This window comes from Achromobacter sp. ACM05, from assembly GCF_019218915.1.
GTDB classification, from domain to species: Bacteria; Pseudomonadota; Gammaproteobacteria; order Burkholderiales; family Burkholderiaceae_B; genus Achromobacter; species Achromobacter animicus.
This window is the reverse complement of record NZ_JAHUWQ010000002.1, coordinates 1,071,213-1,096,802: the sequence shown is the minus strand read 5'-3', so window position 1 is coordinate 1,096,802 and position 25,590 is coordinate 1,071,213. Positions and strand designations below refer to the sequence as shown.

The following is a 25,590-nucleotide window of genomic DNA, read 5'->3' as shown; positions in this document are numbered from 1 at the left end:
GCGCGCCATCTTGTGTTGACCTATGTCGCGCTGGCGCTGCTGGTGGCGGGCCTGCTGACCTGGTTGTCGGTGTGGAGCGTCGGCAAGCTGGAGGCGCATCTTCAGCGCATCGACATGGGCATGGCGGTGGAGCGGGTGCGGGGCGATTTCCTGGCGGGCATCGACCCCGGGCGGCCCAACCGCTTCTTTCATGGCGATCCGGGAAGCAGGGCGTTTCCCGATTGGCTGCGGTCGCTGGCGCCGGGCTTTCACAAGATCGAGCGCAACGACCGCGTGTGGCACGTGATGGTCGACGACTTCGAGGGCCAGCGCTACATGCTGCTGCGCGACTACACCGAATACGAGCAGAACCAGTCGGCGTCGCACTGGACCGCAGTGACGGGACTGGCGGCCAGCCTGGCGTTGGCATTCGTCCTGGGCATCCTGGCCACGCGGCGCCTGCTGCGTCCGCTTGCGCGGCTGGCTGCCCAGGTCAATACGCGCGGCGCGCAGCCGCCGCAGACCCGGCTGGCCGCAGACTATCCGCCGGACGAGATCGGCCAGCTTGCGGCGGCCTTCGACTCGACCTACAACCAGCTCGAACAGGCGCTCAGGCGCGAGCAGCTCTTCACGGCCGACGTGGGGCACGAGTTGCGCACGCCGCTGATGGTGATCTCCAGTTCCTGCGAACTGCTGCGCGAGGAGCAGACGCTGGACGTGGCGGGACAGGCGCGACTTGCCCGCATCGAGGCGGCGGCGGCCGACATGGGCGAGCGGCTGGACACCTACCTGATGCTGGCGCGCGGCGGCGACGCGGCCGGTCTGTTTCCGCGCGAAAGCGCCGCGGACACCGCGCGCGGTCAGTTGGCCGCCTGGTCGCCGGTGGCGCAGCGGCGCGGCATGCAGTTGACGCTGAACGCATCGGGCGCGCCGGAAGCGGCCTTGCTGTTTCCCGCGCCGCTGCTGCGCGCGGTGCTATCCAACCTGATCCGCAATTCGCTTCAGTACGCGGGTCCGCAGGCCAGCATCGTCGTCACGGCAGGACCCGATTACGTTCAGGTGAACGACAACGGTCCCGGCATTCCGGTGGAACGGCAGGCTTCCATCTTCAACCCCTTCGTACGTGGCGATCAGCCGGACGACGGCAATCTGGGGCTGGGCTTGTCGTTGGTGCAGCGCATCTGCGAGCACCAGGGCTGGCGCGTGTCGCTTCAGTCGCGCCCCGGGCAGGGCAGCCAGTTCCGGGTGGACCTGGCCGGCCCCGCGCTGGCCGCTGCGGGTTAGAACGCGACGTCGGCCGTGAACAATGCCGTGCGTCCCGCGCCCGGCACCCCGTACAGCTGGAAGCCATCCAGCGAGGCGCCGATGCGGCTGTAATAGAACTTGTTGAACAGGTTGTCCACGTTCACCCCCAGCGTCACGTTCTTGTTCAACCGGTAGCGCGCCGCCACGGAATGCAGCCAATAAGAGGGCGCCTTCTCGTTGTCGCGGACCCAGACCGGATGCGTGCCGTACGGACCGGATACGGTGGAACTGTTGTTGTTCTTGCCGCCGACGTACTTGTTGTCCGTGTAGCGCCGCTTGCCCACGTACTGCGCGCCATAGCTCAGCGACAGGTCTTCCGTGGCCGCGTAGGTGGCCCACAGGTTGAACGTCAGGTCCGGCACGTTCTTGGCTTCTTCGCCCTGGTTCGCGCCCTTGGTGATGCGGCTCTTCATGGCGCTGACGCCGGCAAAGGCGGACCAGCGCGGCGTGATGTTGCCTGACAGGCCCAGCTCGATCCCGTCCACGCGCTTGGCGGGCAGGGCGCGCACGACATCGGTGGCGTCGTCGCCGTATTCCCATGAGTCCGTCAGTTCCGTGCGGAAGATGGCGCCGGTCAACGACAGGTCACCGCCCGCCACGTCCCACTTCGTGCCCAGTTCCCACGTGCGGGCGACGGCTGGCTTGTAGGTGTCGGAGCCGGTGGCGCCATAGATGTTGTTGTTGGTGGACGCGCCCATCGCCGACGGTTGCGCGGCCTGGCTGTATGACACGTAGACGCTGCCGTTCTCCACGGGCTTGTACGTCAGGCCGATGCGGCCGCTGAAGGCGCCGTCGGTGACGCGTTGCGTGGCGGCGCCTGCCGTTTGCGTGACGCGGTAGCGGTCGTAACGCAAGGCGCCTTGCAGCATCCATTGCGGGTTGAAGGTCACAGTGTCCGCGGCGTACAGGCCGGCATTGAAGACTTCGGCCTTGTTTCCCGAATCGCCCTTCAGCGTATCCACGCCGCCCATGTCCACGCCGCCGGTGTTGCGCAGGTCGAGCACGGGATTCACGGACGGGGCGCGGATCGTGCGCGCATGGTCGCCGTAGGTTTCTTTGTAGAACTCCACGCCCGTCACTACGGCATGCTTGATGCCGCCGGTATGGAAGTCGAGGTTCAGGTTGGTCTGGTTTGCCAGGATGGTGTAGCGCTTGGACGTGCCGAAGTCGTTGCCGCGCAACTGGGCGTAGGGCGAGGGATCACGCAGCGGCGTGAAACCGCTGTACGAGGCAATGCCGTCCGCGCTCTGCACCAACGGGCCGGCGCCCACATAGCCGTACGACGTGCGCGACGTGGAATTGAAGCGCGCGGGGGCCAGCACGCCGATGCGGTCGGTCTGCTGCCATCGGCTGATGTTGGTTACGCGCGCCGAGTGGGTGAAGTCATGCTCGACCTTCATCGTTGCCTGATCGGTGCGCGTCTGCTCCGTGTACAGGCCGGGGTCGCCGTACCAGGCATTGCGTGCCACGTTGGGCATGCGCTTGCCGCCCGTGCCGCGCTGGATCGGCACGCCGCCGTCGGGGATGTTGTCGTCTTCCTGATGCAGGTAGTTCACGGTGACACGGGTGGGCGAACCCAGGCCCATTGCCAGCGAGGCCGCGACCCCAGACCGGTCAAACTCCGTCACGTCGCGCTCCGCCACGCCGTTGTGATGGCGCATGAGGTTGACGCGCAGGGCGGCGCTGTCAGTCAGTTCCTGGTTCAGGTCCGCGGTGATGCGCCGGTAATGATCCGTGCCCAGTCCGCCGGACAGCTTGTAAAACGAGCCCAGCCGCGCTTCCTTGCTGGCCAGGTTGACGCTCCCGCCCACGGCCGAGATGCCGGATTCGATGGAGCCCGTGCCCTTGAAGACCTCGGCCTGTTCCAGGTTGAAGATGTCAGTGCGGCTGGACAGGCCCGCGTCGCGGATGCCGTCCACGGTGATGCTTTGCTCCGCCGAAAACCCGCGGATCGTGAACATGTCGCCCCAGCCGAGGTTGCCTTCGCCCGAACTGAACGTGATGCCCGGCACGTTGCGCAGCACATCCTGCAGGCTCTTGGCCTGCTGCTCTTCCAGCACCACGCGCGGCACGACGGTGATGCTTTGCGGGGTGTCGAGCAGCGGCTCGGTGAACTTGCCGGACTGCACGCGATCCGCCTTGAAGGGCGGGGCATCGGCCTGCACGGTGACGGGCGCCAGCAGTACGGCGTTGTCCGCCGGGGGCGTCTGGCCGTGGGCCTGCGTGGAGGCGGCGGCGCCCAGCGCCATGCCCAAGGTTTTGAGGGCGAATGCGCCCTGGGAGGGTGTTTTTTGTTGTTGCGCCATGGCGATCTTGAGTGCCTCAATGAGAATCGTTCCGGATTCTAGGGAGGCGTGTCTCAAGATCCTGTTAAGACGCTGGAACGGCGGCCGCACGGACGATCGTGCAGGTTGGCCAACCGCCGGGTGGGCTGCGAGCGCATCGATTTGTCTTGGAATAGTAATGTTATTACATTACTATTCTGGCTTTTTTCGCGCGGCGCGCCGCCCGGCGTGCCATCAGCATTTCAAGCATCTCCCGCATTTCTCCATGGCTTCTCTCATTTCCCCTCCCGCCGCCACCCGGCTGCGGTCCATCGACGCGCTGCGCGGCCTGGTCATTGTCATCATGCTGCTCGACCACGTGCGCGAAACCTTTTTCCTGCATCACCAGGTCGGCGACCCGATGGACGTGTCCGCCACGCCGCCGGACCTGTTTTTCTCGCGCCTGCTGGCGCATCTGTGCGCGCCGGTGTTCGTGTTTTTGACAGGCCTGTCGGCCTGGCTGTACGGCGCGAAGGCCGGCGACCGCAGCGCCACGGCGGCGTTTCTGGCGAAGCGGGGCGCATTCTTGATCGCGCTCGAAGTCATCGTCGTGAACTTCGCGTGGACCTTCCAGTTTCCGCCGTCCGTCGTGTACCTGCAGGTGATCTGGGTGATCGGCCTGTCCATGCTGTCGCTGGCGGCCTTGCTGTGGTTGCCGCGCTGGGCGCTGGTCGTCGTGGGCGTGGTGCTGGTCGCCGGCCATAACGCGCTGGATGCCGTGCACTTTGCCGCGGGCCACGCGATGCACGTGCCGTGGGCGGTGCTGCATGATCGCGGCTGGATCGAAGTCAGCGACACGCTGCGCCTGCGCACGTCGTACCCATTGCTGCCGTGGATCGGCGTGATTGCGCTGGGGTATGCGGCCGGACCGTGGTTCCAGCCGGGTTCGGACGCCGCCGAACGCCAGCGCCGTTTGTGGACGGCCGGGCTGGCCGCGGTGGCGGGCTTTGTGGTCCTGCGTGCGCTCAATGGCTACGGCCAGTCGCAGAAGTGGGCAGTGCAGGATGACACGCTCCATACCGTCATGAGCTTTGTGAACATCACCAAGTACCCGCCGTCGCTGATGTTCCTGCTGCTGACACTGGGGCTGGGGCTGTGCTTGCTGGTGCTGATCGAACGCGCGCAATCGGCGGCCTGGGTCCGCGCGTTGTGCGTGTTTGGCGCGGCGCCCATGTTCTTCTATCTGCTGCACCTGTACGTCTTGAAGGCGCTGTACCTGGTCGGCGAAGCGATCTGGGGCCTGAACCAGGGCAAATACTTCGGCGTTGATGGCATGGCGTCGGTGTGGGTGATTTCGATCCTGCTGGCCGTGGCGCTGTTCTGGCCCGTGCGCTGGTTCGGACGCCTGAAGGCCGCGCGCCGCGATATCGCGTGGCTCAAGTACCTGTGAGGCAGCCGATGGCAGCACGCAAGTTTGCCGTGGGCGTCGCGGCATTGATGGCGCCATGGGCGGCTGACGCGCAGCAGAATGCGGTGACGCTGTATGGCGTCGTGGACTTGAGCATCGCGGGGTTTTCCACGCAAGAGCGCGGCGCGGCCATCAACATGCAGTCGGGCGTGCAGTCCGGATCGCGCTGGGGGCTGCGCGGCAGCGAAGACCTGGGCAACGGCCTGCGCGCGAATTTTCAGCTGGAAAGCGGCTTCCTGGCCAACAACGGCAACTCGGCGCAAGGCAGGCGCCTGTTCGGCCGCGCGGCGTGGGTGGGCGTGTCGGGCGGTTTCGGCGATCTGCGGCTGGGGCGGCAGACCTCGGTCTCGTCCGCCACGCTGGCGGACTACGATGCGTTCCTGGCGTCGTACCTGATCACCGGCGCGCAGACCGCGCTGCTGCCGTACAACGCCAATCGCGCCGACAACACGGTGTCGTATTGGAGTCCGTCCGTGGGCGGCCTGCGTGCGGGTGTGGATGCCAGCATGGATTACGACGGCGGCGGCGGATTCAAGACCGCGTCCACCAACAAGCTGTACAGCGCCGCCGTTGTGTTCGACCAGCCGGGCTATTCGATTGCCGCTACCTACGAAGGCGCGAGCTGGGCGGACGGGACGGTGCAATCGGCCGCCATGGCGAACGCCGGGGCCGACCGCCGGCCATATGCGTACACGCTGGCGGGCCGCGCGACGGTGGACGCGTTCACGCTCTATGCCGGCTGGTCGGTGATGCGCAATGGCTCGACCATCCCGGCGGTGCCGTCACCCGGGCAGCGGGTGTACTTTCCGGGCAGCACGGTGCACGGCGTGATGGCGGGCGCCGCTTGGCGCACGGGCGCGAGCACCGTGATGGCATCCTGGCAGGGCAGCCTGCCGGGCGGTGGGGCGCTCGAGCGCGATGGCGCCACGCATTCCCAGCAGGTCTATTCGGCAGGCTACGTGTTTGACCTGTCCAAGCGCACCAACGTGTACGCCATCTACGGCTATATGCGGGGCGCCTGGGACGATCCGTCGTGGCATCAGTCCCAGTACGCGGTCGGCATGCGCCACCGCTTCTGACGAGGTATCAGTAGGCCTTCCCGGCAATCGAATCCGCATAACCGAGATCCAGCCATTTGCCATCGGCAGGGATGCGATCCAGATTGCCCAGGTCGATCTGGGTCTGGAGCGCGTCCTTCAAGGCCTGCTCGGGCACCGCCACGGAATCGGCGAAGACGCCATCGTCGATCAGGCGCTGCACCGACGCGCGCACGACGGCGGGATCCAGGTTGGGAAAGAGCTTCAGGCCGCTGGCCACGGCGGCTGCAGGGTCCTTGCGGATCGTCTTGAGCGCGCGGTCGATGCCGGAAACGAGCTTCTGCGAGACCTGAGGGTCGATGTCCTGGCGCGTGGAAATGGCCGAGAACGTGTACGGACCGATCTCGCGCGAAAACGCGGAAACCACCTTGAAGCCCTGGGCCTGCGCTTGGGATGCGCCCGGCTCGTAGAGCACCGCGCAATCGGCCTGGCCGGAACTGAGCGGGCCGATCTCGTTGCCCAGCGGCACTTCCAGCAGGTTCACATCGCGCTTGGGGTCCAGGCCGGCGTTCTTGACCAGCTTGATGAACGCGGACGAACTGGTGGTCGGCATGGCGCCGGTGGCGATGGTGGCGCCTTTCAGGCTCTTGAAGCCGTCGAACGCGAAGGCGGGCTTGCAGGTCAGCCACACGCCCAGGCGGGTCAGCGTGCCGCCCACCACCTTGACGGGCGCGCCGCGGCCGAAGGAGATTGCGGTCCATTCGGGGCCGTGCAGGGAGAAGTCAGCACTCTTGGAGATGACGGCGGCCAGCGCGTTGGTAGACGACGACGCAACGTCGATGCGCACGTCCAGGCCTTCGTCCTTGAAGTAGCCGTGTTCCTCGGCGAAATACACCGGCAGGTAGAACACGGACTTGAACGCGGCCGAGACAACGGCCTTGTCATTGGCCATCGCCGACACGGACAGCAGGGAGGCAGCCGCGGCGGCGGCGATGCGCAGGGTGGTACGGATTTTCATGGGTTTGCAGCGGCGCAATGTGCGCTTCACAGTTTGAATTGAGTGGCGTAGGTCTGGTCTTTCCAGCGCAGCAGGCGCTTTTCGGCGATGTCCACGCCGGCATACAGGACGAAGCCCAGCGCCATCAGCGAGAAGATGCCGACCCAGACCGTGTTCAGGTCATAGAGCGACGAGGCGACGAAGATGATGTGGCCCAGGCCGTACTTGGACGAGATGAATTCGCCCACGACCGTGCCCACCAGCGCAAAGCCGATGTTGATGCGGAACGTGGCGATGATGGCGGGCAGCGCCGACGGCACGACGACCTTGACGAAGATCTGCCGTTTGGTGGCGCCCAGCGACACGAGCATCTTCTGGATGTCCGGGTCCGCGTCCTTGGCGGCCTGAAAGGCGGCCAGCAGCGCAACGATGGACGTCAAAGAGATTGACAGCGCCACCTTGGAAATCAGGCCCGTGCCGAACCACAGGATGACCAGCGGCGCGAACGCGATCTTGGGGACGCTGTTGATCGCGACCAGAAAGGGTTCGACCACCTTGGCGCCATAGGGCGAATACCACAGCGCCAGGCCCGGAATGGTGCCCACCACGGTGCCGACGACGAATCCAGCGGCCGACGCCCACAGCGTGTAGTTGGCGTGCTCCCAGAGTTCGCCGGACACGATCAGCTTCCAACCCGCCTGCACCACGCCGGCGGGGGATCCGAACAGAAAGCCAGACACCGCGCCGGCGCGCACGGCGGCTTCCCACGCGCCAAACAGCACGGCAAGAATGAACAGCTGCGTCGCCAGGACAGGAACGCGAAAACCCGGACGCGGGCGCGCGGGTGCGGGCGAAGCGACGCCCTGGGCAAGAGATGCGGAGGTCTGGGTCATGCGTGGGTGCCGTCCTTGCGGGCGGTCTGTATGTCGAGTTCCTGGCACAGCAGGTCGAAGTAGCCGGGAAAGCGGCTGTCGTGGCGCGCATGCAGCGGCGAGCGTGTACCCAGCTCGATCCGGTGCTCGCTTTTCAGGCGGCCGGGGCGGGCGCTCAGGACGAAGATGCGCTCGGACAGCGCGATGGCCTCGTCGATGTCGTGGGTCACCAGCACTACGGTCTTGCCCTGCTTGCTGACCGTGTCGGCCAGCATCGATTCGAGGAACAGGCGGGTCTGGTAATCCAGCGCAGAAAAGGGTTCGTCCAGCAGCAGCACGTCCGGATCTGGCAGCAGCGTGCGCGCCAGGGCCACGCGTTGGCGCATGCCGCCGGACAGCGCCTTCGGATAGCTGTCCTGAAAGGGCAGCAGGCCGAAGGTGTCCAGGTACTCGCGGGCGCGTTCCACGGATTCGGCCTTGGGCGCGCCCCGGATTTCCAGGCCGACCAGAACGTTGTCCAGCACGGTGCGCCACGGCATCAGCAGGTCGCGCTGCAGCATGTAGCCGACGCGCCCGCGCAGGTTGGGCAGCGGTCGGCCGTCCAGCGCGATGGTGCCGGCGTCGTGTTCCAGAAGACCGGTCAGGATGTTGAACAGCGTGGACTTGCCGCAGCCGGACGGGCCGATGATGCTGACGAACTCGCCGCTGGCGGCGTTCAGGCTGATGTCGTCCAGGACCTGCACCGGGCCGGTGTCGGTGTGGAAGCGCTTGGAGAGATTGCGGATCTCAAGTTTCAGGGGCGGGGTAGGGCTCATGGCGAAACGACTGCACGCCGCCTCAAGCCGCGCCATGCTCCAGTTCCAGCGCCACCACGTCTTCGTGCGGCACTTCCAGCGCCTCGTTGAAGCGCTTGAAGAAGCTGCACAGCGCAATGCGGATGGTCAGCTCGACGATCTGTTCTTCGCTGAAGAACGATTGCAGCTTCGCGTAGAACGCATCGCTGACCTGCGCCGGCGTCAGCGTGACCAGCACCGCGTAGTCGCGCACCACCAGGTCTTTCTCGTCCAGGCCCGGCACCTGCGGTTCCAGCAGGCGGTCGATGGCTTCCTGCGAGATGCCGTGCGCCGCCAGCTTGGGCGTATGCAGTGTGACGCAGTAATGGCAGGCATGCGCCTTGGACGCGGTCAGCAGCGCGATTTCCAGGTGGCGCGGCGAGATCAGCCCGTCTTCGCGCGACTGCACCAGGTACGAAAAGAAGTGCTTCAAGGCCGGCGGGCGGGGCGCGAACGCGCTCAGCATGTTCGCGTACGGGCCGTAGTCCTGCAGAAGCTGATTGAAGAGTTGGGCGGTCGCGGGATCCAGCTTGGCGGGATCCAAAGGAGTGAGGCGTGACAAGGCAATTCCAGCGTAGGGAAGAAGAACGCTGGAATCCTAAGAGACATGCGGCCGCGTGGAAAATACCGATATCACATATGTATATGGGTATGCCGGCGTCGCCGGCGGCTCGGCTGCCTTGCCGCGCTAGCGTCGCGCCTGTCTACAGCCGCTGTCCTCCCGTCGCGTCGATGCGCTGTCCCGTGACCCAGCGGCCCTCGTTGGACGCCAGGAATGCGACGATGTCCGCGATGTCTTCGGGCTGGCCCACGCGGCCCAGCGCGATGCTCTGTGCGATGACGCGGCTCAGTTCCGGGTCGCGGGCGCGCTGGTTCAGATCAGTGGCGGTGGCGCCGGGCAAGACCGCATTCACGGTGATGCCGCGCGCGCCCAGCTCGCTGGCCAGCAGCAGCGTCAGCGCTTCCAGACCGGCCTTGGCCGGGGCGTAGACGCTCATTTCGGGATAGGCGGCGCGCGTGCCCATCGACGAGATATTGATGATGCGGCCGCCATCGCGCAGGAACGGCAGGCAATGCTGGATCAGAAAGAACGGCGTCTTCAGGTTCACCTGCAGCACGCGGTCGAAGTCCGCCGGCGTCACCTCGGGCAGGCGGGCGCGCAGGCCTACGCCCGCGTTGTTGACCAGGATGTCCAGGCCCTCGTCGCCGGTGCGTTCGCGCAAACTGGCGCGTGCTTCCTGCGCCAACCGCTCGGCCGCCTCGGGGTCCGCCAGGTCGGCCTGCAACGTCCAGGCCTGGCCGCCGGCCGCCCGGATCTGGCCGACGACTTCATCGGCGGCGTCGGCCTGCGCGTTGTAGTGCACGGCGACGAGCGCGCCGCGGCGGCCCAGCGCCAGCGCGATCGCGCGGCCAATGCCCCGGCTGGCGCCGGTGACGAGGGCGGTCTTACCCGCCAGGGAATCTGGTGTGGCGCTCATGCGGCCTCCTTTTCGGGTTGTGTCCAGGCTTGCCGGGCTTCCAATGCCCGCGCCTGCAGCAGCAAGGCATTTCGATCGACCTTGTTGGTGCCCGCCCACGGCAGGTCGTCCAGGAAGCGGATGCGGCGCGGGTGCTGGTAAGCCGGACCGTTATCGAGAGCGTGCTGCTTGAGCGTGTCGGCGTCCAGCGTGCTGCCGGCACGCCGTACGACGAACGCGACCGGGATGTGGCCGCGCTCTTCGTCGGCCAGCGGCACCACGCAGCTCTGTCGCACGTCGGGGTGCGATTCCAGCAGCTTCTCGACTTCAACGGGATAGATGTTCTCGCCCGCGCAGACGAACATGTCGTCCGCGCGGCCTACAAAGTAGTGGAATCCGTCAGGGTCGCGGCGCATCACGTCGCCGCTGTAGTACCAGCCGTCGTTCAGCACCTGCGCGCTCTTCTCCGGCAGGTTGTGATAGCCGCCCAGCACAGCGGGATTCTTCATTTCCAGCACGCCTTCGTCCGGGGTGGCGCCGCCCGTCAGCCGGACCTGCGTGGCGTCCAGCGGATAGCCGACCGACAGCGGCGGCGTGGGCAGGCCATCAGGATGCGGTCCGAACACGGCGGGACCGGCCTCGGTCGTGCCATAGCCGTGGGTGATGCGCACGTGCGGCAGCGCGCGCTGGATGCGGTCGAACAGAGCCGTCGTCATCGGCGCAGAGCCCAGCATCACGCGCTCCAGCGCCGACAGGTCGCGGTCCAGCAGCAAGGCGGGATCCTTGACCAGCCGCGCAAACATCGTGGGCACGGCGGTCAGGATGGTGATGCGATAGCGCGCCAGCGCATCGGCGTAGGCGGCCACGTCGAACCCGGGCTGGATCACCAGCAGGCTGTTGCTGGCAAATGCGCGCTTGGACATGAAGAGACCATTCATGTGAAAGAGCGGCTGCGCCAGCAGGTAGCGCGCTTGCGGCGCGTCCGGATTCGCGGGGCCGGACGTGGCGGTCAGCGCCCACAGTTGTCCGGCATGGGTCAGCGGCACGCCCTTGGGTTTGCCGGTGGACCCTGACGTGTACAGCATCTGCGCGATGTCTTCGGGCGCGGGCGTGACGCTCGTGAATGTGGTGGGGACGATCTGCGCCGCAAACCCCTGGGGGCCCGCGTCATCGAAATCCAGCACCGGCACGGTAGCCTCGAAGCCGGCGCGCCGGGGGCCATCCACGAACGCGAGCGCAATGTCCGCATCGCGCAGCACGTAGTCGATGTTCTCCTGCGACTGCTTGATGTTGATGGGCACGGCCACGTAACCGGCGCGCATGATGCCGAAGTACGCCAGCAAGTATTCGGCGCGGTTCAGCGCGGCGATGGCGATGCGCGATCCGGGCGGCAGGCCGCGCTCGGTCAGCCACGCGGCCACGCCGCCGGCCAGGCGGTCGGCCTCGCCATGTGTCAGTTGCCACGGCGCGTCAGGCAGGCGCAGGTCGATGAGCGCGGGCAGCTCGGCCGGCAGGCGCGGATCGGCAAGATCGCCAAGGTTTCGGGGGGAACGCGTCATAAGAAGGACTTCCAGAAGTTGGCGGCTCAGCGCTTTTGCAGCTTGGGATTGAGCGCGTCGTTCAGGCCGTCGCCGACCAGGTTCAGCGACAGCACGGTAAGCATGATGGCCACGCCGGGCACGGCGCAGATGTACCAGGAGGATCGGATCAGGCTGCGGCCTTCGCCCACCAGCCGACCCCAGCTTGCGATGTTGGGATCGCCCAGGCCCAGAAAGGACACCACCGACTCGTAGAGGATGGCGCCGGCCACGACCAGCGACGACATCACGATGACCGGCGGCAGCGCATTGGGCAGGACTTCGGCGGCGGCGATGCGCCACGGGCTCATGCCGACCGCGCGGCAGGCCTGCACGAACTCGCGCTCCTTGAAGGACAGGAACTCGGCGCGGGTCAGGCGGGCGATCGGGGGCCAGGACACCAGGCCTACCGCCAGCGTAATGTTCTCGATGCGTGGTCCCAGCACCGACACGACCGTCAGCACGAACACTACGTTGGGGATGATCTGGAACAGTTCCGTCAGGCGCATCAGCCCCTCGTCGATCCAGCCGCCCGCCCACGCGGCGGCCGCGCCGACGGTGACGCCGATCAGCGTGGCGGTGGCGGCGGCCACCAGGCCGATCAGCAGCGTGGCGCGCGCGCCGTGAGCGATGAGTGCGGCGATGTCGCGGCCCATCGAGTCAGTGCCCAGCGGATAACGCCAGGACTCGAACGGCCAGATCTCGGGCGCGCCCACGATGCGCAGCGGATTGACGGGGTAAAGCCAGTCGGCGCTGGCCGCCACCAGCGCGACCAGCAGCAGGACCAGCGCGCCCGCCACGGCGCCGCGGTTGCGGGCAAAGCGCACGGCGAACGCATCCGGGCGGCGGGCGGCCGGCGCGGCGGCAGGGACAGTTGCAGCGGAAGTAGCGGACATGTCAGGCGGCCTTGATGCGCGGGTCCAGCCGCGTATAGGCAAGATCCACAAAGATGTTGGCGATGATGACCACGACCGAACTGAGCACAAGAATGCCCAGCACGACGGGATAGTTGCGGCTCATGACGCTGTCGAACAGCACGGCGCCGATGCCGGGCCAGCTGAACACCGACTCGATCACGATGCTGCCGCCCAGCACGGCGCCCAGTTGCAGGCCCAGCAGGGTGACGATGGGAAGGACGGCGTTGCGCAACACGTGGCGCAGCACCACGGCGACGCGCGTCAGACCCTTGGCGTAGGCGGTACGCACGTAATCCATGCGGCTGACTTCCAGCATCGAGGCGCGCATCACACGCGCATAGGCTGCCGAATAGAACAAGCCCAGTGCCACCGCCGGCAACGCCAGATGATGCAGGATGTCCAGCGCCTGCCGCCACAGCCCGCCGTCCAGTCCGATGGTGACCATGCCGCCCACCGGAAACCAGCCCAGCTTCACCGAGAACATGATGATGAGCATGATGCCCAGCCAGAAGCTCGGCGCGGCAAAGCACAGCACGGCGAAGGCGGACACGGCGCTGTCCCACCATGTGTTGACCTTGACGGCCGACACGATGCCGGCCGCCACGCCCACCAGCACGGCGATGGCAATGCTGGCCAGCATCAGCACCAGCGTGGCGGGCAGGTGCGCCAGGATGACGTCCAGCACCGGCAAGTTATGCCGGTAGGAATAGCCCAGGTCCAGCTGGGCGACCGACCCGATGTACTTGAGCAACTGCACCGCCGGTGGCTGGTCCAGCCCGTAGGTCACGCGCAGGCGCTCGATCAGCGCCGGGTCGGTGACCTGCTGCTCGGCCGTCATGACGTCCAGGAAGGTCCCCGGCACGGACTGGATCAGGGCGAAGTTCAGGATCACCACGCCCAGCAGCAGCGGGATGGCCTGAAGCAGCCGGCGCGAGATCAGGCGCAAAGCCATGTCGTCCTCAGGCCTGCAGCCAGACGTCGGCCAGGGTTTCGCCCTGGACGTTGGCGCCGGTCGTGAAGTTGCGCACGTTCTTGCCGGCCAGGGTGAACGACTGGATTTCCACCAGCGGCACGATCGGCACGTCGGTGGACGCCAGGCGGGCGAACTGCGCGGCCAGCTTGCGGCGGGCCTCCGGATCGGTTTCGACGGCCAGCTTACCGACGATGCCATCCATTTCGGGGCTGGAGTAGCCCGTGGCATTGCGGAACGCGGCGCCTTTGACGATGCCGTCGGTCGTGAAGAACTGCGTCACGGTGGGCACCAGCTCCAGCGGTGACGTGAAGTTGGACACCGCGATGTCGTAGTCGTATTCGCCATAGATGCGCTTGAGCGCGGTGGCGCGGTCCACGGAATCGAGCTTCACGGCGATGCCCACGTCTTCCAGCGCCTGCTTCAGGTACTGGCCGAGCTTGGCGTTTTCCTCGAACCAGGCCGCGGCCAGCAGGTTGACGGTGAAGCGCTTGCCGTCCTTGACCGGCAAGCCTGCCGCGTCCAGCAGGGCGGCCGCCTTCTTCGGATCGAAGGCATAGCGCGGCACGTCCTCGGTGAAGAACAGCGGATTGCTGCTGAAGATGGGCGCAATCGCCGGCTTGCCGCGGCCGTAGTAGATGGTGTCGACGATGAACTGGCGGTCGATGGCGTGCAGGATGGCCTGGCGGACCTCGCGGCGGTTGACGATGTCGCGCCGCTGGTTGAACTCGACGGTGACCGTCCACGCGGTGTTCTGGTAGCCGCGCGTGTCCACGACGACCTTGCCGGTCTTGACCAGCCGGTCGATGTCGCGCGCGGGCACGGGGTTGGAATAGGCCAGGCCCAGCTCGCCGGTTTCCAGCGCTGCGCCGCGCGAGGCGGGGTCCGCCCACCAGCGGATCACCAGCTTGTCCAGGTTCGGCTGCGTGGCGTTCCAGTACTTGTCGTTGCGCAGGTACTCGACATGGCTGCCGCGCACCCACTTGCCGTACTTCCACGGCCCGGTGCCCACCGGCGTGTTGTTCAGCGGGTTGGTGATGAGGTCCTTGCCGTCGTACAGGTGCTTGGGCACCAGCAGCTGATACTGGCCCGACAGGGTGGACTTCAGGAAGAACTCGGGCACCGGGGCGTTGAAGGTCAGCACGACCGTGTGCGGATCCGGCGCCGAGGCTTCTGTCAGCGACTTGAGCGCGATGCCCGCGGAAATGGGCTTCCAGTGCTGCAGCACGTTGTAGACGACGTCGGCCGACGTGAACGGCGTGCCGTCGTGCCAGGTGACGTTTTCGCGCAGCTTGATCGTGTAGCTGCGAAAGTCCGCGGACGACGTGACCGACAGGGCCAGTGCGGGCTGAAACTTCAGGTCGGCGTCCAGCTTGAGCAGGCGTTCCAGGATCTTGGTGGACGTCTGAAACGGGCTGGAACCGCCGCCGCCCGGTACGAACAGGGCTTGTGGCTCCAGGCCGCCCCACGTGGCGACGAGCGTGCCGCCGCGGCGGGCGGGGCCGGCGTCGGACCCGGGGCGGTCCGTGGCAGCGAGCAGCGTGCGCGGCGCGACGCCCAGGCCGGCCGCAGCCAGACCGCCGGCGGCGGAGCGGGTCAGAAAGGCGCGCCGTCCGGCGCGGGTTGCTTGTGTCATGACGGAAGTCCTTGTCTTGAGCGCGCGGCTCAGCCCTGGCTGAGCGTGGCGTAGGTGGCGCGGCCGATGGCCACCAGCGCGCCCTGATCGTTGTAGAGGTCGACGTCGGCCACACCCACGCTGCGGCCGTTGCGGCGCACGCGTGCCACCGCGGTCAGCGAGGTATTGATGGCAGGGCGCAGATAGTCGACGCGAAAGTTGATGGTGGGCAGGCCGCGTCCAAGCAGCATGCCGACGGCAAAGGCGCCGACCGTGTCGATCACGGCGGCCAGCGGGCCGCCATGCCATTGGCCGCTCTGCGCGCCGCGTTCGAACTCTGGACGGAAGGGGGCGACCACGGTCAGTTCACCCTGTTCGTGGTTGACATTGCGTACCGACAGGTCCAGCCACGCAATGAAGGGCGATCCGTCGAACTTGGCCTGGATATCCACGGCGTTCAGCTGCGCGCTCATGACGCCACCAGCACTTTGCCAACGATCTTGCGATCTTCCAGCGAGGCCAGCGCCTCGGCGCCTTGTTCCAGCGGCCACACGCGGTCCACTTCGACGCGCAGACGGCCATCGCGCACCAGCGCCAGCAGCTCGTGCAGGTCCTCGCGGTCCCACCCGTTGGAGCCGCGGATCTGCAGCTCGAACGTCCAGATGTAGCGCAGGTCTTCCTTGGGATCGAAGCCCGCCGTCGCGCCGCAGGTCAGGAGGCGTCCGCCCAGGCGCAGGCAGCGCAGGGACTTGACCCACGTGTCGCCGCCCGTGAAGTTCACCACCACGTCCACGCCGCCCGGCTTGCCGCCGCGCCGGCGCGAGGGCTTGCCGAAGCGTTCCTGCACGGCCTTCAGGAAGTCTTCCTCGGTGTACAGGATGATGTGGTCGGCGCCCAGCGCGCGCAGCGCCTCGCCTTTCTCCGGCGTGCCGGCGCAGGCGATGACTTCGGCGCCCGCCAGCTTGGCGAGCTGCACCGCGCACACGCCCACGCCGCCGCTGGCGCCCAGGATCAGCACCTTTTCGCCGGCCTGCACCTGGCCGATACGGTTCATCATGCGCAGCGCGGTGCCATAGGCCACCGGCAGCGCGGCGGCCTGCTCGAAGCTGACTTCGTCGGGCAGGCGCAGGAGCTGGTGCGCGGGCACGCGGCACAGTTCGGCCAGTCCGCCGTGGATGGTCTCGCCGACCAGCCCGCCGTCCACGCGGTCGATCGGGTCGACCAGCACGCGGTCGCCGGCCTTCCAGTCGCGCACGTTCTCGCCGGTCTTCACGATCTCGCCGGCCACGTCCAGGCCGATGATGACGGGGAAAGGCAGCTTGATGCCGGGCATGCCGCGGCGGGTGAAGACGTCGTGGTAGTTCAGGGACGAAGCCTTGACGCGGATCACCACGTCATCGGGGCCGGCCACGGGATCGGGGAAGTTGGTTTCCAGGCGCAGCTTTTCGTTGCCGCCGTGCTCACGCAAAACAATCGCTTTCATGAATGCCAGATAAAAGGGGATTTAGAGAAAGGAAGTCACCAGCCCGCGACGCCGTCGATGGCCTGGCGGGTGATGTGCAGGCCATGCGAGACGACGCTGCGCCGCCACACGCTGGATACCGGTACAAACGCGTCCACCAGGTCCGCGCGCAGTTGCGCATCGCGGGCGGCATCGGGCGTCTGCGGCGCCTTGAAGCGCAGCCATTGGTCCAGCCGCAGCGCGGGCCGCATCTGCAGACCGCGCGTGCCGAATTCGACGACCGCGCCGGCCAACGGACGATCGCCCAGGGCCTGCTGCACGCCGCGGAACACCAGGCCCTGATAGTCGGGGCGTGCCAGGCCGTGCGGGCGCTGGTCGCGCACGCGTTCAGTACCCCACCAGCGCGCGGCCTGCGTTTGCTCGGCGCTGTCTTCGTCGTTGAAGCACAGGAAGAAGGGCTCGCCGTATTCGCCGATGCCGGTGTGCCAGTCGATGAACGCGACACGCTCGCTGGCCGCCAGGTGCTCGTCCACAATGCGCCGCAGCGTGCGGTTGGACCATTCCGGCCCCTGGCCGCCGTAGACGAGGCCGTCCGGATGCGTGTACTGGCCGCTGGCCGTCACGTTGAACAGGGTATCCGCGCCATGTGTGGCCTTGAACGTGTCCAGCGCCTGCGCGGCGGCCTCGTGCGTGGCCTCGGTCCATTGCGCCGGAATCAGGTGGGGATGCAGCGTCGCGTAATGCGGATTGGCGGGATAGGGCCGCGTGTGGTCGACGAAGTTGCGATTCAGGTCGACGTTGTTTTCGGTGGTGCGGGTGTCGTGGGCGTAGCCGTACGGGTTCAGCGCGTGCACCAGGACGACGTTCACGTCGTCGGGCAGGGGATTCGCGCCGTCGGCGGCCAGCCATGCGCGCTGCACCGCGGACCCGGCCGCGCCTTCCAGCCCGTGGGTGCCGCTGATCGCAAGGTGCGTGCGCGGCGCATCGCGGCGGCCCAGGATCGCGACGTCCACGCTCAACGCGTCGCCCTGCGGGTCCTTGAGCGTGGGGTGTTCATAACGGAACAGCGCGGCCCCGCGCGCGGCCGCGTCGTCGACGAAAGCCTGCCGCGCGGAGGAATAGTCGTTGGCAAAGCAGGCCCAGTAATCGGGCAGGGGCTGGCTCATGTCACGCCTCCTGCACGAAGACCTGCAACGCGCCGCCGGCGTCGTCCGGCGCCACTACCAGTTCGCCGCGTGCGTTGGCGCGGTACGTCACCTGGTTGGCGTCAAACAGCGCGCGTGTCTTGTCCAGATTCCGAACGCCGATCACGGAGCCCGCGAACCATCCGCCCTGCGACGCGGCGGGTAGGCCGGTGGGCACGCGAACCTGCGGGTAGCGCGGCTCGAACGCGGCGGGCGTTAGGAAGTCGATGCGCAGGCTTCCGCGCCGCACCTGCAGACCGCCGTCGGGCAGGTCACTGGTCGCGATGGCGCCGAAGACGCGCCCGTAGCCTGCGCGCAGCGAACGGGGCTCGGGATGCAGGACGATCAAGGACTCGATGCGGCGCGCGCCGTTGGCGTGGTCCTGCCATTCGGGGCGGTAAACCAGATGGCGCGTCAGATGGCCGCAGGTGAAGAAGTCGGGCACGCCAAGCAGGCCAGCGGGAAACTGAGTGTTGTTCCAGGCCGCGTCTTCGCTGCCCTCAGGCAGATGCACCGGGCGGCCGCCGCTGATGGGCGGTTCGGCATCGATGCCCAACTTCGCCAGTTCCGCGTGCACGGCCGTGCTGTCTGTGGTCTGCAAGGCAGTGGCCACCGGGCCTTCGTACGCATCGTCAAATCCGCCGAAGCGCGACTGCGCCTTGAGTTCTTCGGGGAACGTCAGCAGTTCAAGATAGTTGGCATCCAGAATGATCGTCTGGTTGCGCGTGCCGCGATGGTGCCGGCCCTGCGGGGCCAGGCTGAAACCCAGCTTGACGTAGCGGTCGGTCGCCGCCTGCAGGTCGTTGACCCGGATGATGTAGTGGTCCAGGCCCGTGACTGAAGGAAGGGACATCGGTATTCCTGTATGCGCTTAGAGAAAGACGCAGTCTGGCCGATGCGCCGTCGCGCTAGAACGATTGAATTCTCATGTCGATATCTGATTTCTGATTCGGCGCCCCTGGGCCGCAGCGGGGCTGCAGCGGCATATTCAAATCACTAATACGCATTCCGGGGGGATGCGGGGCGGCAGCGCCGCGTTCTGGTTCTTTCGGCCGCTTGTTGCGGAGACGCCAAGCAATCCCCAAAAGAAAAAGCCGCCTTGCAGGAAGGCGGCTTGAAGCACTGCTTGGCGGTTTTTCAGCGCGTCAATGCAGGATCTGGCTCAGGAACAGCTTCGTCCGTTCGCTCTGCGGATGATCAAAGAAATCGTCCGGATTGTTTTCCTCGATGATCTCGCCGCGGTCCATGAAGATCACGCGATTCGCCACCTTGCGCGCAAAACCCATTTCGTGGGTCACGCAGATCATCGTCATGCCGCTTTCCTGCGCCAGCGTCACCATCACGTCCAGCACTTCCTTGACCATTTCCGGGTCCAGCGCTGACGTGGGCTCGTCGAACAGCATGACCTTCGGGTTCATGCACAGCGACCGCGCGATCGCCACGCGCTGCTGCTGCCCGCCGGACAACTGGCCGGGGAATTTGGCGGCCTGATCGGGAATGCGGACGCGCTCCAGGTACTTCATGGCCGTGGCCTCAGCCTGGGCGCGCGACTGCTTCAACACCCACATCGGGCCCAGTGTCAGGTTTTCCAGCACCGTCAGGTGCGGGAACAGATTGAAGTGCTGGAACACCATGCCGACTTCGCGGCGGATGGTCTCGATGTGCTTGAGGTCGCTGGTCAGCTCGGTGCCGTCGACGATGATCTGGCCCTTCTGGTGTTCCTCCAGCCGGTTGATGCAGCGGATCATCGTGGACTTGCCCGAGCCCGACGGGCCGCACACCACAATGCGCTCGCCCTGAGCGACGTTCAGATTGATGTTGCGCAGCACGTGGAACTGGCCGTACCACTTGTTCACGTCCTGCAGACGAATGATGGCATCGGACATGCCTGTTCTCCTTCGGGTTTACCGGGCGTGCCCGGTGGCCAGGCGCTGCTCGAGCGCGCGGCTGTATTTGGACATGGAATAGCAGAAGACGAAGTAGATCAGCGAGATGAAGAGATAGGCCTCCACCCCGAAACCTCGCCATGCCGCGTCGGACAGAGCCGCCTTGGCCGCCAGCGTCAGATCGAAGATGCCGATGATCACGACCAGCGACGTGTCCTTGAACAGGCTGATGAAGATGCCCACTAGCGGCGGAATCACGATCTTGAGCGCCTGCGGCAGGATGATCTTGCGCATCTGCTGCCAGTAGTTCAGGCCCAGCGAATCCGCGCCTTCATACTGACCCTTCGGAATCGCCTGCAGGCCGCCGCGCACCGTTTCCGCGATATACGCCGCGGCAAACATGATGATCGCGATCTGCGCGCGCAGCAGCTTGTCGATGGTGAAGCCTTCCGGCAGGAACAGCGGCAGCATGACCGACGACATGAACAGCAGGCTGATGAGCGGCACGCCACGGATCAGCTCGATGTACACGACGCACAGGGCCTTGATGGCCGGCATTTTCGAGCGGCGTCCCAGCGCCAGCAGCACGCCGATCGGAAACGCGAAGGCAATGCCGAAGGTCGCCAGGATCAGCGTCAGCGGCAGGCCGCCCCAACGGGCGTTCTCGACGTAGGTCAGGCCCAACACGCCGCCCCACATCAGGACGGACACGGCCGCCAGTCCCAGCGTCCAGATGAGCGCCAGCTTGCCGTTCCAGAAACGGCGCATGCCGCTGGCCACGATCACCGCGATCAGGATGCCGGTGGCGATCAGCGGACGCCATTGCTCGTCGAACGGATAGGTGCCGAACAGGATGAGCCGGTGCTTTTCAACGATGAACGCCCAGCAGGCGCCGCCCGCGGCGCGGCATTCCTGCGCGTTGGTGGCGTCAAAGCTCGCCTTGATGAAGGCCCATTCCACCAGCGCCGGCACGGCCATCAAGAGGCACCATGCCAGCAGCACGGTGATCAGGATGTTGAGCGGCGAGGAGAACAGGCGCGACCGCATCCAGGCCCAGGCGCCGGTTTGCGCGCCGGGCGGAGCGACATTGGCGCTCAGGGTTTGCGTAGTGCTGCTCATCTCAACGCTCCACCAGCGCGATGCGCTTGTTGTACCAGTTCATGAATATCGAGATCGACAGGCTGACAGTGAGATAGGCGGCCATGATGATGAGGATGCCCTCGATGGCCTGGCCCGTCTGGTTCAGCGTGGTGTTCACCACCGACACGATGTCCGGATAACCGATGGCCACCGCCAGCGAGCTGTTCTTCAGCAGGTTCAGGTATTGGCTGGTCATCGGCGGGATGATGACGCGCAACGCCTGCGGCAGGATCACCAGGCGCAGCACCAGCCGGCGCGGCAGACCCAGCGAACCGGCGGCTTCCCACTGGCCGTTGTTGACGGCCTGGATGCCCGAGCGCACAACTTCGGCGATGAAGGCGGACGTATAGACGGTCAGACCCAGGAAGAGGGCGACGAACTCCGGCGAGAGCGTCAGGCCGCCCACGAAGTTGAAGCCCTTGAGCGCGGGCATGTCCAGCGTCAGCGATGCGCCGCTGGCGAGCCAACCGACGACCGGAAAGGCGACCAGCAGGCCGATGGCCGTGCGTCCCAGCTTGAACGGCTGTCCCGTCGCTTCCTGGCGCTTGGTGGCCCAATGACCCACGGCGATGATCGCCAGGATGGCCAGCCCCAGTCCGCATAGCACCCAGTCCAGCGATGCGCCTTCCAGCCCCGGCACCTTGAGGCCGCGGTTGGAGATGAAGACGCCCGGCAGCGGGTTATGCGCCTGGCGCGGGCCCGGCATGTTCTCGGTGATCAGCGCATACCAGAAGAACAACTGCAGCAGCAGCGGCACGTTGCGCATCACCTCGACGTACACCGAGGTGATCTTGTTGACCAGCCAGTTCTTGGAAAGGCGGCCGATGCCGATGAAGACGCCCAGGACGGTCGCGGCGATCAGCGCCAGCAGGCCCACGCGCAGCGTGTTCAGGATGCCGGCGAAGATGGCGCGTCCGTAGGTGTCGGCGGGCGTGTAGGCGATGACGGATTCGCCGATGGCAAAGCCGGCCTCGCGGTTGAGAAAGCCGAAACCCGTCGCGATGTTGCGCAGCGACAGGTTGTGCAGCGTGTTGTGGACCAGGAACCAGACGGCGGCCCCGACGAGCGCCAGGGCCAGCGCCTGGTACACCAGCGCCCGCGTGGCCGGATCGTTCCAGGAAACCCGGCGCGGCGGCCGCTGCACCGGGTGTTGAGCGGTGTGCTGCGCCACAGTTCAGCCCGCCATCAGGGCGCTGACCGCGACGGCCAGACGGTCCATGCCTTGCTCGATGACCTCGGTGGAGGTCGCGAACGAGAAGCGCACGTACGGCGACAGGCCATACGAACCGCCGTCGATCACGGCCACGCCCGCTTCGCGCAGGAAGAACAGGCTCACGTCCAGGTCCGTCTTCAACTCGCCGTCGGGACCCTTCTTGCCGATCAGGCCCTGCACGTTGGCATACACATAGAACGCGCCGTCCGGCATGGCGCACGAGATGCCGGGGATGGCGTTCAGGCGGCTCACGATGAGGTCGCGGCGCTTCTTGAAGATCCCGACCATTTCCGTAACGCTGGACTGGTCGCCTTCCAGGGCTGCCTGCGCTGCCGCTTGCGAGATCGCGCTAGGGCACGAGGTGCTTTGCGACATCACGGTGCTCATGGCCTTGATCAAATCGGCAGGGCCGGCGCCGTAGCCGACGCGCCAGCCGGTCATGGCGTAGGACTTGGACATGCCGTTGACGATCAGCGTGCGCTCAACCAGCCTGGGTTCGACCTGCACGGGCGAGGCGTGGGCCTGGCCGCTGTACGTGAAGGGCGCGTAGATCTCGTCGCTCAGAATCCACACGTGCGGATGGCGCAGCAGCACGTCGGTCAGCGCGCGCAGCTCGGTGGCGCTGTAGACGGCGCCGCTGGGGTTGCTGGGCGAATTCAGGATCAGCCAGCGCGTGCGCGGCGTGATGGCCGCTTCCAGCGTGGCGGCGTCCAGCTTGAAGCCTTGCGACTCGGGGCCGGTGACGACGACAGGCTTGCCTTCGCCCAGCAGCACCATGTCCGGATAGGAAACCCAGTACGGCGCGCAAACGATCACTTCGTCACCCGGCTCCAGGCTGGCGGTCAGCGCGGCGGCGATGATCTGCTTGGCGCCGGCGCCCACGGTGATCTGGTCCATGCCGTAGCGCACGCCCACGGTCTGTTCGAGGCTGTTGGCGATGGCTTTGCGCAGTCCCACGGTGCCGTTCGGGCTGGTGTAGCGGATGTCGCCGCCCGCGATGGCTTCCTGGCCGGCGCGCGCGATGTGCGCGGGCGTGGGCATGTCGGGCTCGCCCAGCGTGTAGTCGGCGATCTCGCGGCCCTGGCGGCGGAGTTCGTCCACGACGATCTTGGCGGCCATGCTGGGCGAGGGTTTGATCTGTTTGAGTCGGGCGTTGACGATGCTGTTCATGGTGTTGCTGCGTAAAGAGTGTTCTGGCGCGGGCGTGCCCGCAGGCCGGGGAAATGAAGCGCGGCCCCGCACAGGGCGGAGCCGCGGGAGCGATGCTTAGCGCACCGGCCAGCCGTACATCAGGCCGCCTTGCGTCCACAGCTTGTTCAGGCCGCGGTCCAGCTTCAGCGGGCTGTCCTTGCCCATGGCGCGGTCATAGCTTTCGCCGTAATTGCCGACTTGCTTGATGATGTTGTAGGCCCACTTGTCGTCCAGGCCCAGGTTCTTGCCCATGCCCGGCGTCACGCCCAGGATGCGCTGGACGTTCGGGTTGGTGCTCTTCAACATTTCATCGACGTTCTTGGACGTGATGCCGTATTCCTCGGCTTCCAGCATCGCGTTCAGCGACCAGCGCACGACGTTGAACCACTGCTCGTCGCCTTGGCGGACCATGGGGCCGAGCGGTTCCTTGGACAGGTTCTCGGTCAGGATTTCCCAGTCGTCGGGCTTGGCCAGGCGCGTGCGCATGTTGGCGGCGGTATTGGACTTGTCGTTGGTGTAGGCGTCGCAGCGGCCCGATTCCAGCAGACGGAAGTTTTCGTCGTAGTTCTCGACCAGCACGGGCTTGAACGTCAGGCCGCGGCTGCGGAAGTAGTCGGCCAGGTTCAGTTCGGTGGTGGTGCCGGGCTGCACGCAGATGGTGGCGCCGTCCAGTTCCTTCACGCTCTTGACGTTCATCGCCTTCTTCACGATCAGGCCCTGGGCGTCATAGAAGTTCACGCCCACGCCGATCAGGCCCAGCGTGGTGTCGCGGGTCAGGGTCTGCGTGGTATTGCGCGACAGCATGTCGATCTCGCCGGATTGCAGCGCCGTGAACTTCGCCTGCGCGGTCAGCACGTTGCCCTTGACCTTGGAGGCATCGCCAAACATTGCGGCCGCGACGGCGCGGCACATGTCCACGTCCAGGCCGGTCCATTCGCCCTTGCTGTCGAGCACCGAGAAACCGGGAATGCCGGCAAAGCCGCACTGCAGGAAGCCCTTTTTCTTGACGGCGTCAAACGTCACGCCGGCCTGTGCGCCAGACGCGACGCACAGCAGGGTTGCCGCAACGGCGGAGCTCAGAAACTTGCGCATGGAGATTTCTCCTGGGGATCGAAAGTGATTGAAAAGCGGTGGGGTCGAAAACGGCCAAGCGTGCGGGGTCCGCCCCGGCAAGCCGGGGAGGGTGCGTCGCGCATTCGGACGGGGTACGGGAATTGGGGGGAAAAGCGCCGGCTCGTGGCCGGTCAGGCGGTGCGCCGGTGAATGCGCGTGGCGTAGGGGTGGTACGTACTGCGGAGGGTAAGAATGGGGCTCATCGGCGGCACTGGTACGGCAGGTCTTACGGTCACGGAAGACGCAGGCAGTACTGAAGCCGCGTCGTATTACGTTATGCAATAAGACGTATGATGGCAGCCGTCATACAAGTAAACAAGTAAGGGGATTCCCGTAATTGGCATTACGGGAGGGCACGCGAGCGTGGCTTAAATCGCGGGGGGATGGGACAGCAGCTTGCGGTACCGCGCGATGCTGTCGCCCAGGTGGCGGGCCATGGCGGCGCGCGCGGCGCCGGGGTCGCGGCGCATGATGGCCGTCAGGATCGCTTCGTGTTCACGTACGTTGCGGATTTCGTACGTTTCCAGTTCTTCGGGCGTCTTGCCGCCGTGCTTGATGTTCAGATCGAGCATGACGTCGCGCACCGCCGCCTTCAGCAGGGCCGGAAAATGCGGGTTGTTCGACGCGCGGGCGATCGACAGGTGGAATTCATAATCGGCCTTGACGGCGGCTTCCATGTCGCGCGTAGCGCGGTTGAAGGCGTCGAAGGCTTCGACGATGCCGCTCAGATCCGCCGCGCTGCGGCGCTCTGCCGCCAGTCCACAGGCTTCCACCTCAAGGCCCGCGCGCAATTCCATGATGTGCAGCGCCCAACGTGGATCCGTGGCGGGTTCGACGACAAAATCGATGGGCTTTTCGCGGTCTTCGGTCACGAAAACACCGATGCCGGGCTTGCTGACCAGGCGGCCGCTCAGGCGCATGGAAGCCACGGCTTCGCGGATGACGGTGCGGCTGACCTCGAATTCGTCGCACAGCGCGTGCTCGGAGGGCAGCTTGTCGCCGGCGCGGTACTGGCGCCCATCAAGGCGCTTGGTCAGTTCCTCGATAACGAAATCGGTCAGGCGCGAGCGGGGTGGCCGGGCGGGAGTTTGCATTGTCTCTCTTATAGGG

At 66.3% G+C, this 25,590-nt stretch carries 23 protein-coding genes; 3 read left to right on the top strand and 20 right to left on the bottom strand.

All coding sequences use genetic code 11. The annotated features are described in order from the left end of the window. The first annotated feature begins 12 nt into the window (after positions 1-12). Positions 13-1,263, top strand: a complete 1,251-nt coding sequence (locus tag KW836_RS15910) for a sensor histidine kinase (RefSeq protein ID WP_370633033.1) — start codon at positions 13-15, stop codon at positions 1,261-1,263. Here KW836_RS15910 and KW836_RS15905 read toward each other — a convergent pair. Then, on the bottom strand, positions 1,260-3,590 hold the full coding sequence (locus KW836_RS15905) for a TonB-dependent siderophore receptor (RefSeq protein ID WP_255595781.1): 2,331 nt from the start codon (positions 3,588-3,590) through the stop codon (positions 1,260-1,262). The two genes, KW836_RS15910 and KW836_RS15905, sit on opposite strands and share 4 nt — an antisense overlap. A gap of 244 nt (positions 3,591-3,834) precedes the next feature. Here KW836_RS15905 and KW836_RS15900 point away from each other — a divergent pair, with 244 nt between their 5' ends. Together KW836_RS15900 and KW836_RS15895 are read left to right on the top strand one after the other, a co-directional pair. Next, positions 3,835-4,998: a DUF1624 domain-containing protein gene (locus KW836_RS15900; protein ID WP_218343987.1), complete on the top strand. Its 1,164-nt coding sequence runs from the start codon at positions 3,835-3,837 to the stop codon at positions 4,996-4,998. 8 nt (positions 4,999-5,006) lie between these two features. Further along, positions 5,007-6,095, top strand: coding sequence for a porin (locus tag KW836_RS15895; RefSeq protein WP_175136443.1), 1,089 nt, complete (start codon positions 5,007-5,009; stop codon positions 6,093-6,095). Positions 6,096-6,102: 7 nt separating this feature from the next. Here the strand turns inward: KW836_RS15895 and KW836_RS15890 are convergent, their stop codons facing one another. The 19 genes from KW836_RS15890 to KW836_RS15800 form a co-directional block, all read right to left on the bottom strand. Then, entirely contained in the window at positions 6,103-7,071 is a 969-nt protein-coding gene (locus tag KW836_RS15890) for an ABC transporter substrate-binding protein (protein WP_218343985.1), read from the bottom strand. 26 nt (positions 7,072-7,097) lie between these two features. Beyond that, on the bottom strand, positions 7,098-7,943 hold the full coding sequence (locus tag KW836_RS15885) for an ABC transporter permease (protein WP_175185228.1): 846 nt from the start codon (positions 7,941-7,943) through the stop codon (positions 7,098-7,100). Beyond that, positions 7,940-8,737: an ABC transporter ATP-binding protein gene (locus KW836_RS15880; protein ID WP_175136445.1), complete on the bottom strand. Its 798-nt coding sequence runs from the start codon at positions 8,735-8,737 to the stop codon at positions 7,940-7,942. The genes KW836_RS15885 and KW836_RS15880 overlap by 4 nt, the downstream gene beginning before the upstream one ends. A 22-nt stretch (positions 8,738-8,759) precedes the next feature. Beyond that, on the bottom strand, positions 8,760-9,317 hold the full coding sequence (locus tag KW836_RS15875) for a carboxymuconolactone decarboxylase family protein (RefSeq protein ID WP_105239048.1): 558 nt from the start codon (positions 9,315-9,317) through the stop codon (positions 8,760-8,762). A gap of 142 nt (positions 9,318-9,459) precedes the next feature. Further along, the gene (locus tag KW836_RS15870; RefSeq protein WP_218343983.1) at positions 9,460-10,233 is read right to left on the bottom strand and encodes an SDR family oxidoreductase; all 774 of its coding nucleotides are present in this window, start codon (positions 10,231-10,233) and stop codon (positions 9,460-9,462) included. Next, a complete protein-coding gene (locus KW836_RS15865) occupies positions 10,230-11,771 on the bottom strand; it encodes a class I adenylate-forming enzyme family protein (protein ID WP_218343981.1) in 1,542 nt (513 codons plus the stop codon). The genes KW836_RS15870 and KW836_RS15865 overlap by 4 nt, the downstream gene beginning before the upstream one ends. A gap of 26 nt (positions 11,772-11,797) precedes the next feature. Beyond that, the gene (locus KW836_RS15860) at positions 11,798-12,685 is read right to left on the bottom strand and encodes an ABC transporter permease (protein WP_175136448.1); all 888 of its coding nucleotides are present in this window, start codon (positions 12,683-12,685) and stop codon (positions 11,798-11,800) included. Between the two features lies 1 nt (position 12,686). Next, positions 12,687-13,658 carry an ABC transporter permease gene (locus tag KW836_RS15855; protein WP_218343972.1) on the bottom strand — a complete coding sequence of 324 codons (972 nt, stop codon included), beginning with the start codon at positions 13,656-13,658 and terminating at the stop codon, positions 12,687-12,689. Between the two features lie 7 nt (positions 13,659-13,665). Beyond that, the gene (locus KW836_RS15850; RefSeq protein WP_218343969.1) at positions 13,666-15,312 is read right to left on the bottom strand and encodes an ABC transporter substrate-binding protein; all 1,647 of its coding nucleotides are present in this window, start codon (positions 15,310-15,312) and stop codon (positions 13,666-13,668) included. Positions 15,313-15,341: 29 nt separating this feature from the next. Then, the gene (locus tag KW836_RS15845) at positions 15,342-15,764 is read right to left on the bottom strand and encodes a PaaI family thioesterase (protein WP_218343966.1); all 423 of its coding nucleotides are present in this window, start codon (positions 15,762-15,764) and stop codon (positions 15,342-15,344) included. Then, the gene (locus KW836_RS15840; protein ID WP_175136450.1) at positions 15,761-16,774 is read right to left on the bottom strand and encodes a zinc-binding dehydrogenase; all 1,014 of its coding nucleotides are present in this window, start codon (positions 16,772-16,774) and stop codon (positions 15,761-15,763) included. The genes KW836_RS15845 and KW836_RS15840 overlap by 4 nt, the downstream gene beginning before the upstream one ends. A gap of 35 nt (positions 16,775-16,809) precedes the next feature. After that, positions 16,810-17,919 carry a M14 family metallopeptidase gene (locus tag KW836_RS15835; RefSeq protein ID WP_218343964.1) on the bottom strand — a complete coding sequence of 370 codons (1,110 nt, stop codon included), beginning with the start codon at positions 17,917-17,919 and terminating at the stop codon, positions 16,810-16,812. Position 17,920: 1 nt separating this feature from the next. Further along, a complete protein-coding gene (locus KW836_RS15830) occupies positions 17,921-18,790 on the bottom strand; it encodes a VOC family protein (protein ID WP_218343961.1) in 870 nt (289 codons plus the stop codon). Positions 18,791-19,082: 292 nt separating this feature from the next. Beyond that, positions 19,083-19,823 carry an amino acid ABC transporter ATP-binding protein gene (locus KW836_RS15825; protein ID WP_056318048.1) on the bottom strand — a complete coding sequence of 247 codons (741 nt, stop codon included), beginning with the start codon at positions 19,821-19,823 and terminating at the stop codon, positions 19,083-19,085. An 18-nt stretch (positions 19,824-19,841) separates the two neighbouring features. After that, the gene (locus KW836_RS15820; protein ID WP_218343958.1) at positions 19,842-20,942 is read right to left on the bottom strand and encodes an amino acid ABC transporter permease; all 1,101 of its coding nucleotides are present in this window, start codon (positions 20,940-20,942) and stop codon (positions 19,842-19,844) included. Position 20,943: 1 nt separating this feature from the next. Beyond that, positions 20,944-22,134: an amino acid ABC transporter permease gene (locus KW836_RS15815; RefSeq protein ID WP_254594260.1), complete on the bottom strand. Its 1,191-nt coding sequence runs from the start codon at positions 22,132-22,134 to the stop codon at positions 20,944-20,946. A 3-nt stretch (positions 22,135-22,137) separates the two neighbouring features. Continuing rightward, positions 22,138-23,346, bottom strand: coding sequence for an aminotransferase class I/II-fold pyridoxal phosphate-dependent enzyme (locus KW836_RS15810; protein WP_175121456.1), 1,209 nt, complete (start codon positions 23,344-23,346; stop codon positions 22,138-22,140). Between the two features lie 96 nt (positions 23,347-23,442). Further along, positions 23,443-24,459 carry an amino acid ABC transporter substrate-binding protein gene (locus KW836_RS15805; RefSeq protein ID WP_175121457.1) on the bottom strand — a complete coding sequence of 339 codons (1,017 nt, stop codon included), beginning with the start codon at positions 24,457-24,459 and terminating at the stop codon, positions 23,443-23,445. A 389-nt stretch (positions 24,460-24,848) separates the two neighbouring features. Beyond that, the gene (locus tag KW836_RS15800) at positions 24,849-25,574 is read right to left on the bottom strand and encodes a FadR/GntR family transcriptional regulator (RefSeq protein ID WP_175136454.1); all 726 of its coding nucleotides are present in this window, start codon (positions 25,572-25,574) and stop codon (positions 24,849-24,851) included. Between the last annotated feature and the right edge of the window lie 16 nt (positions 25,575-25,590).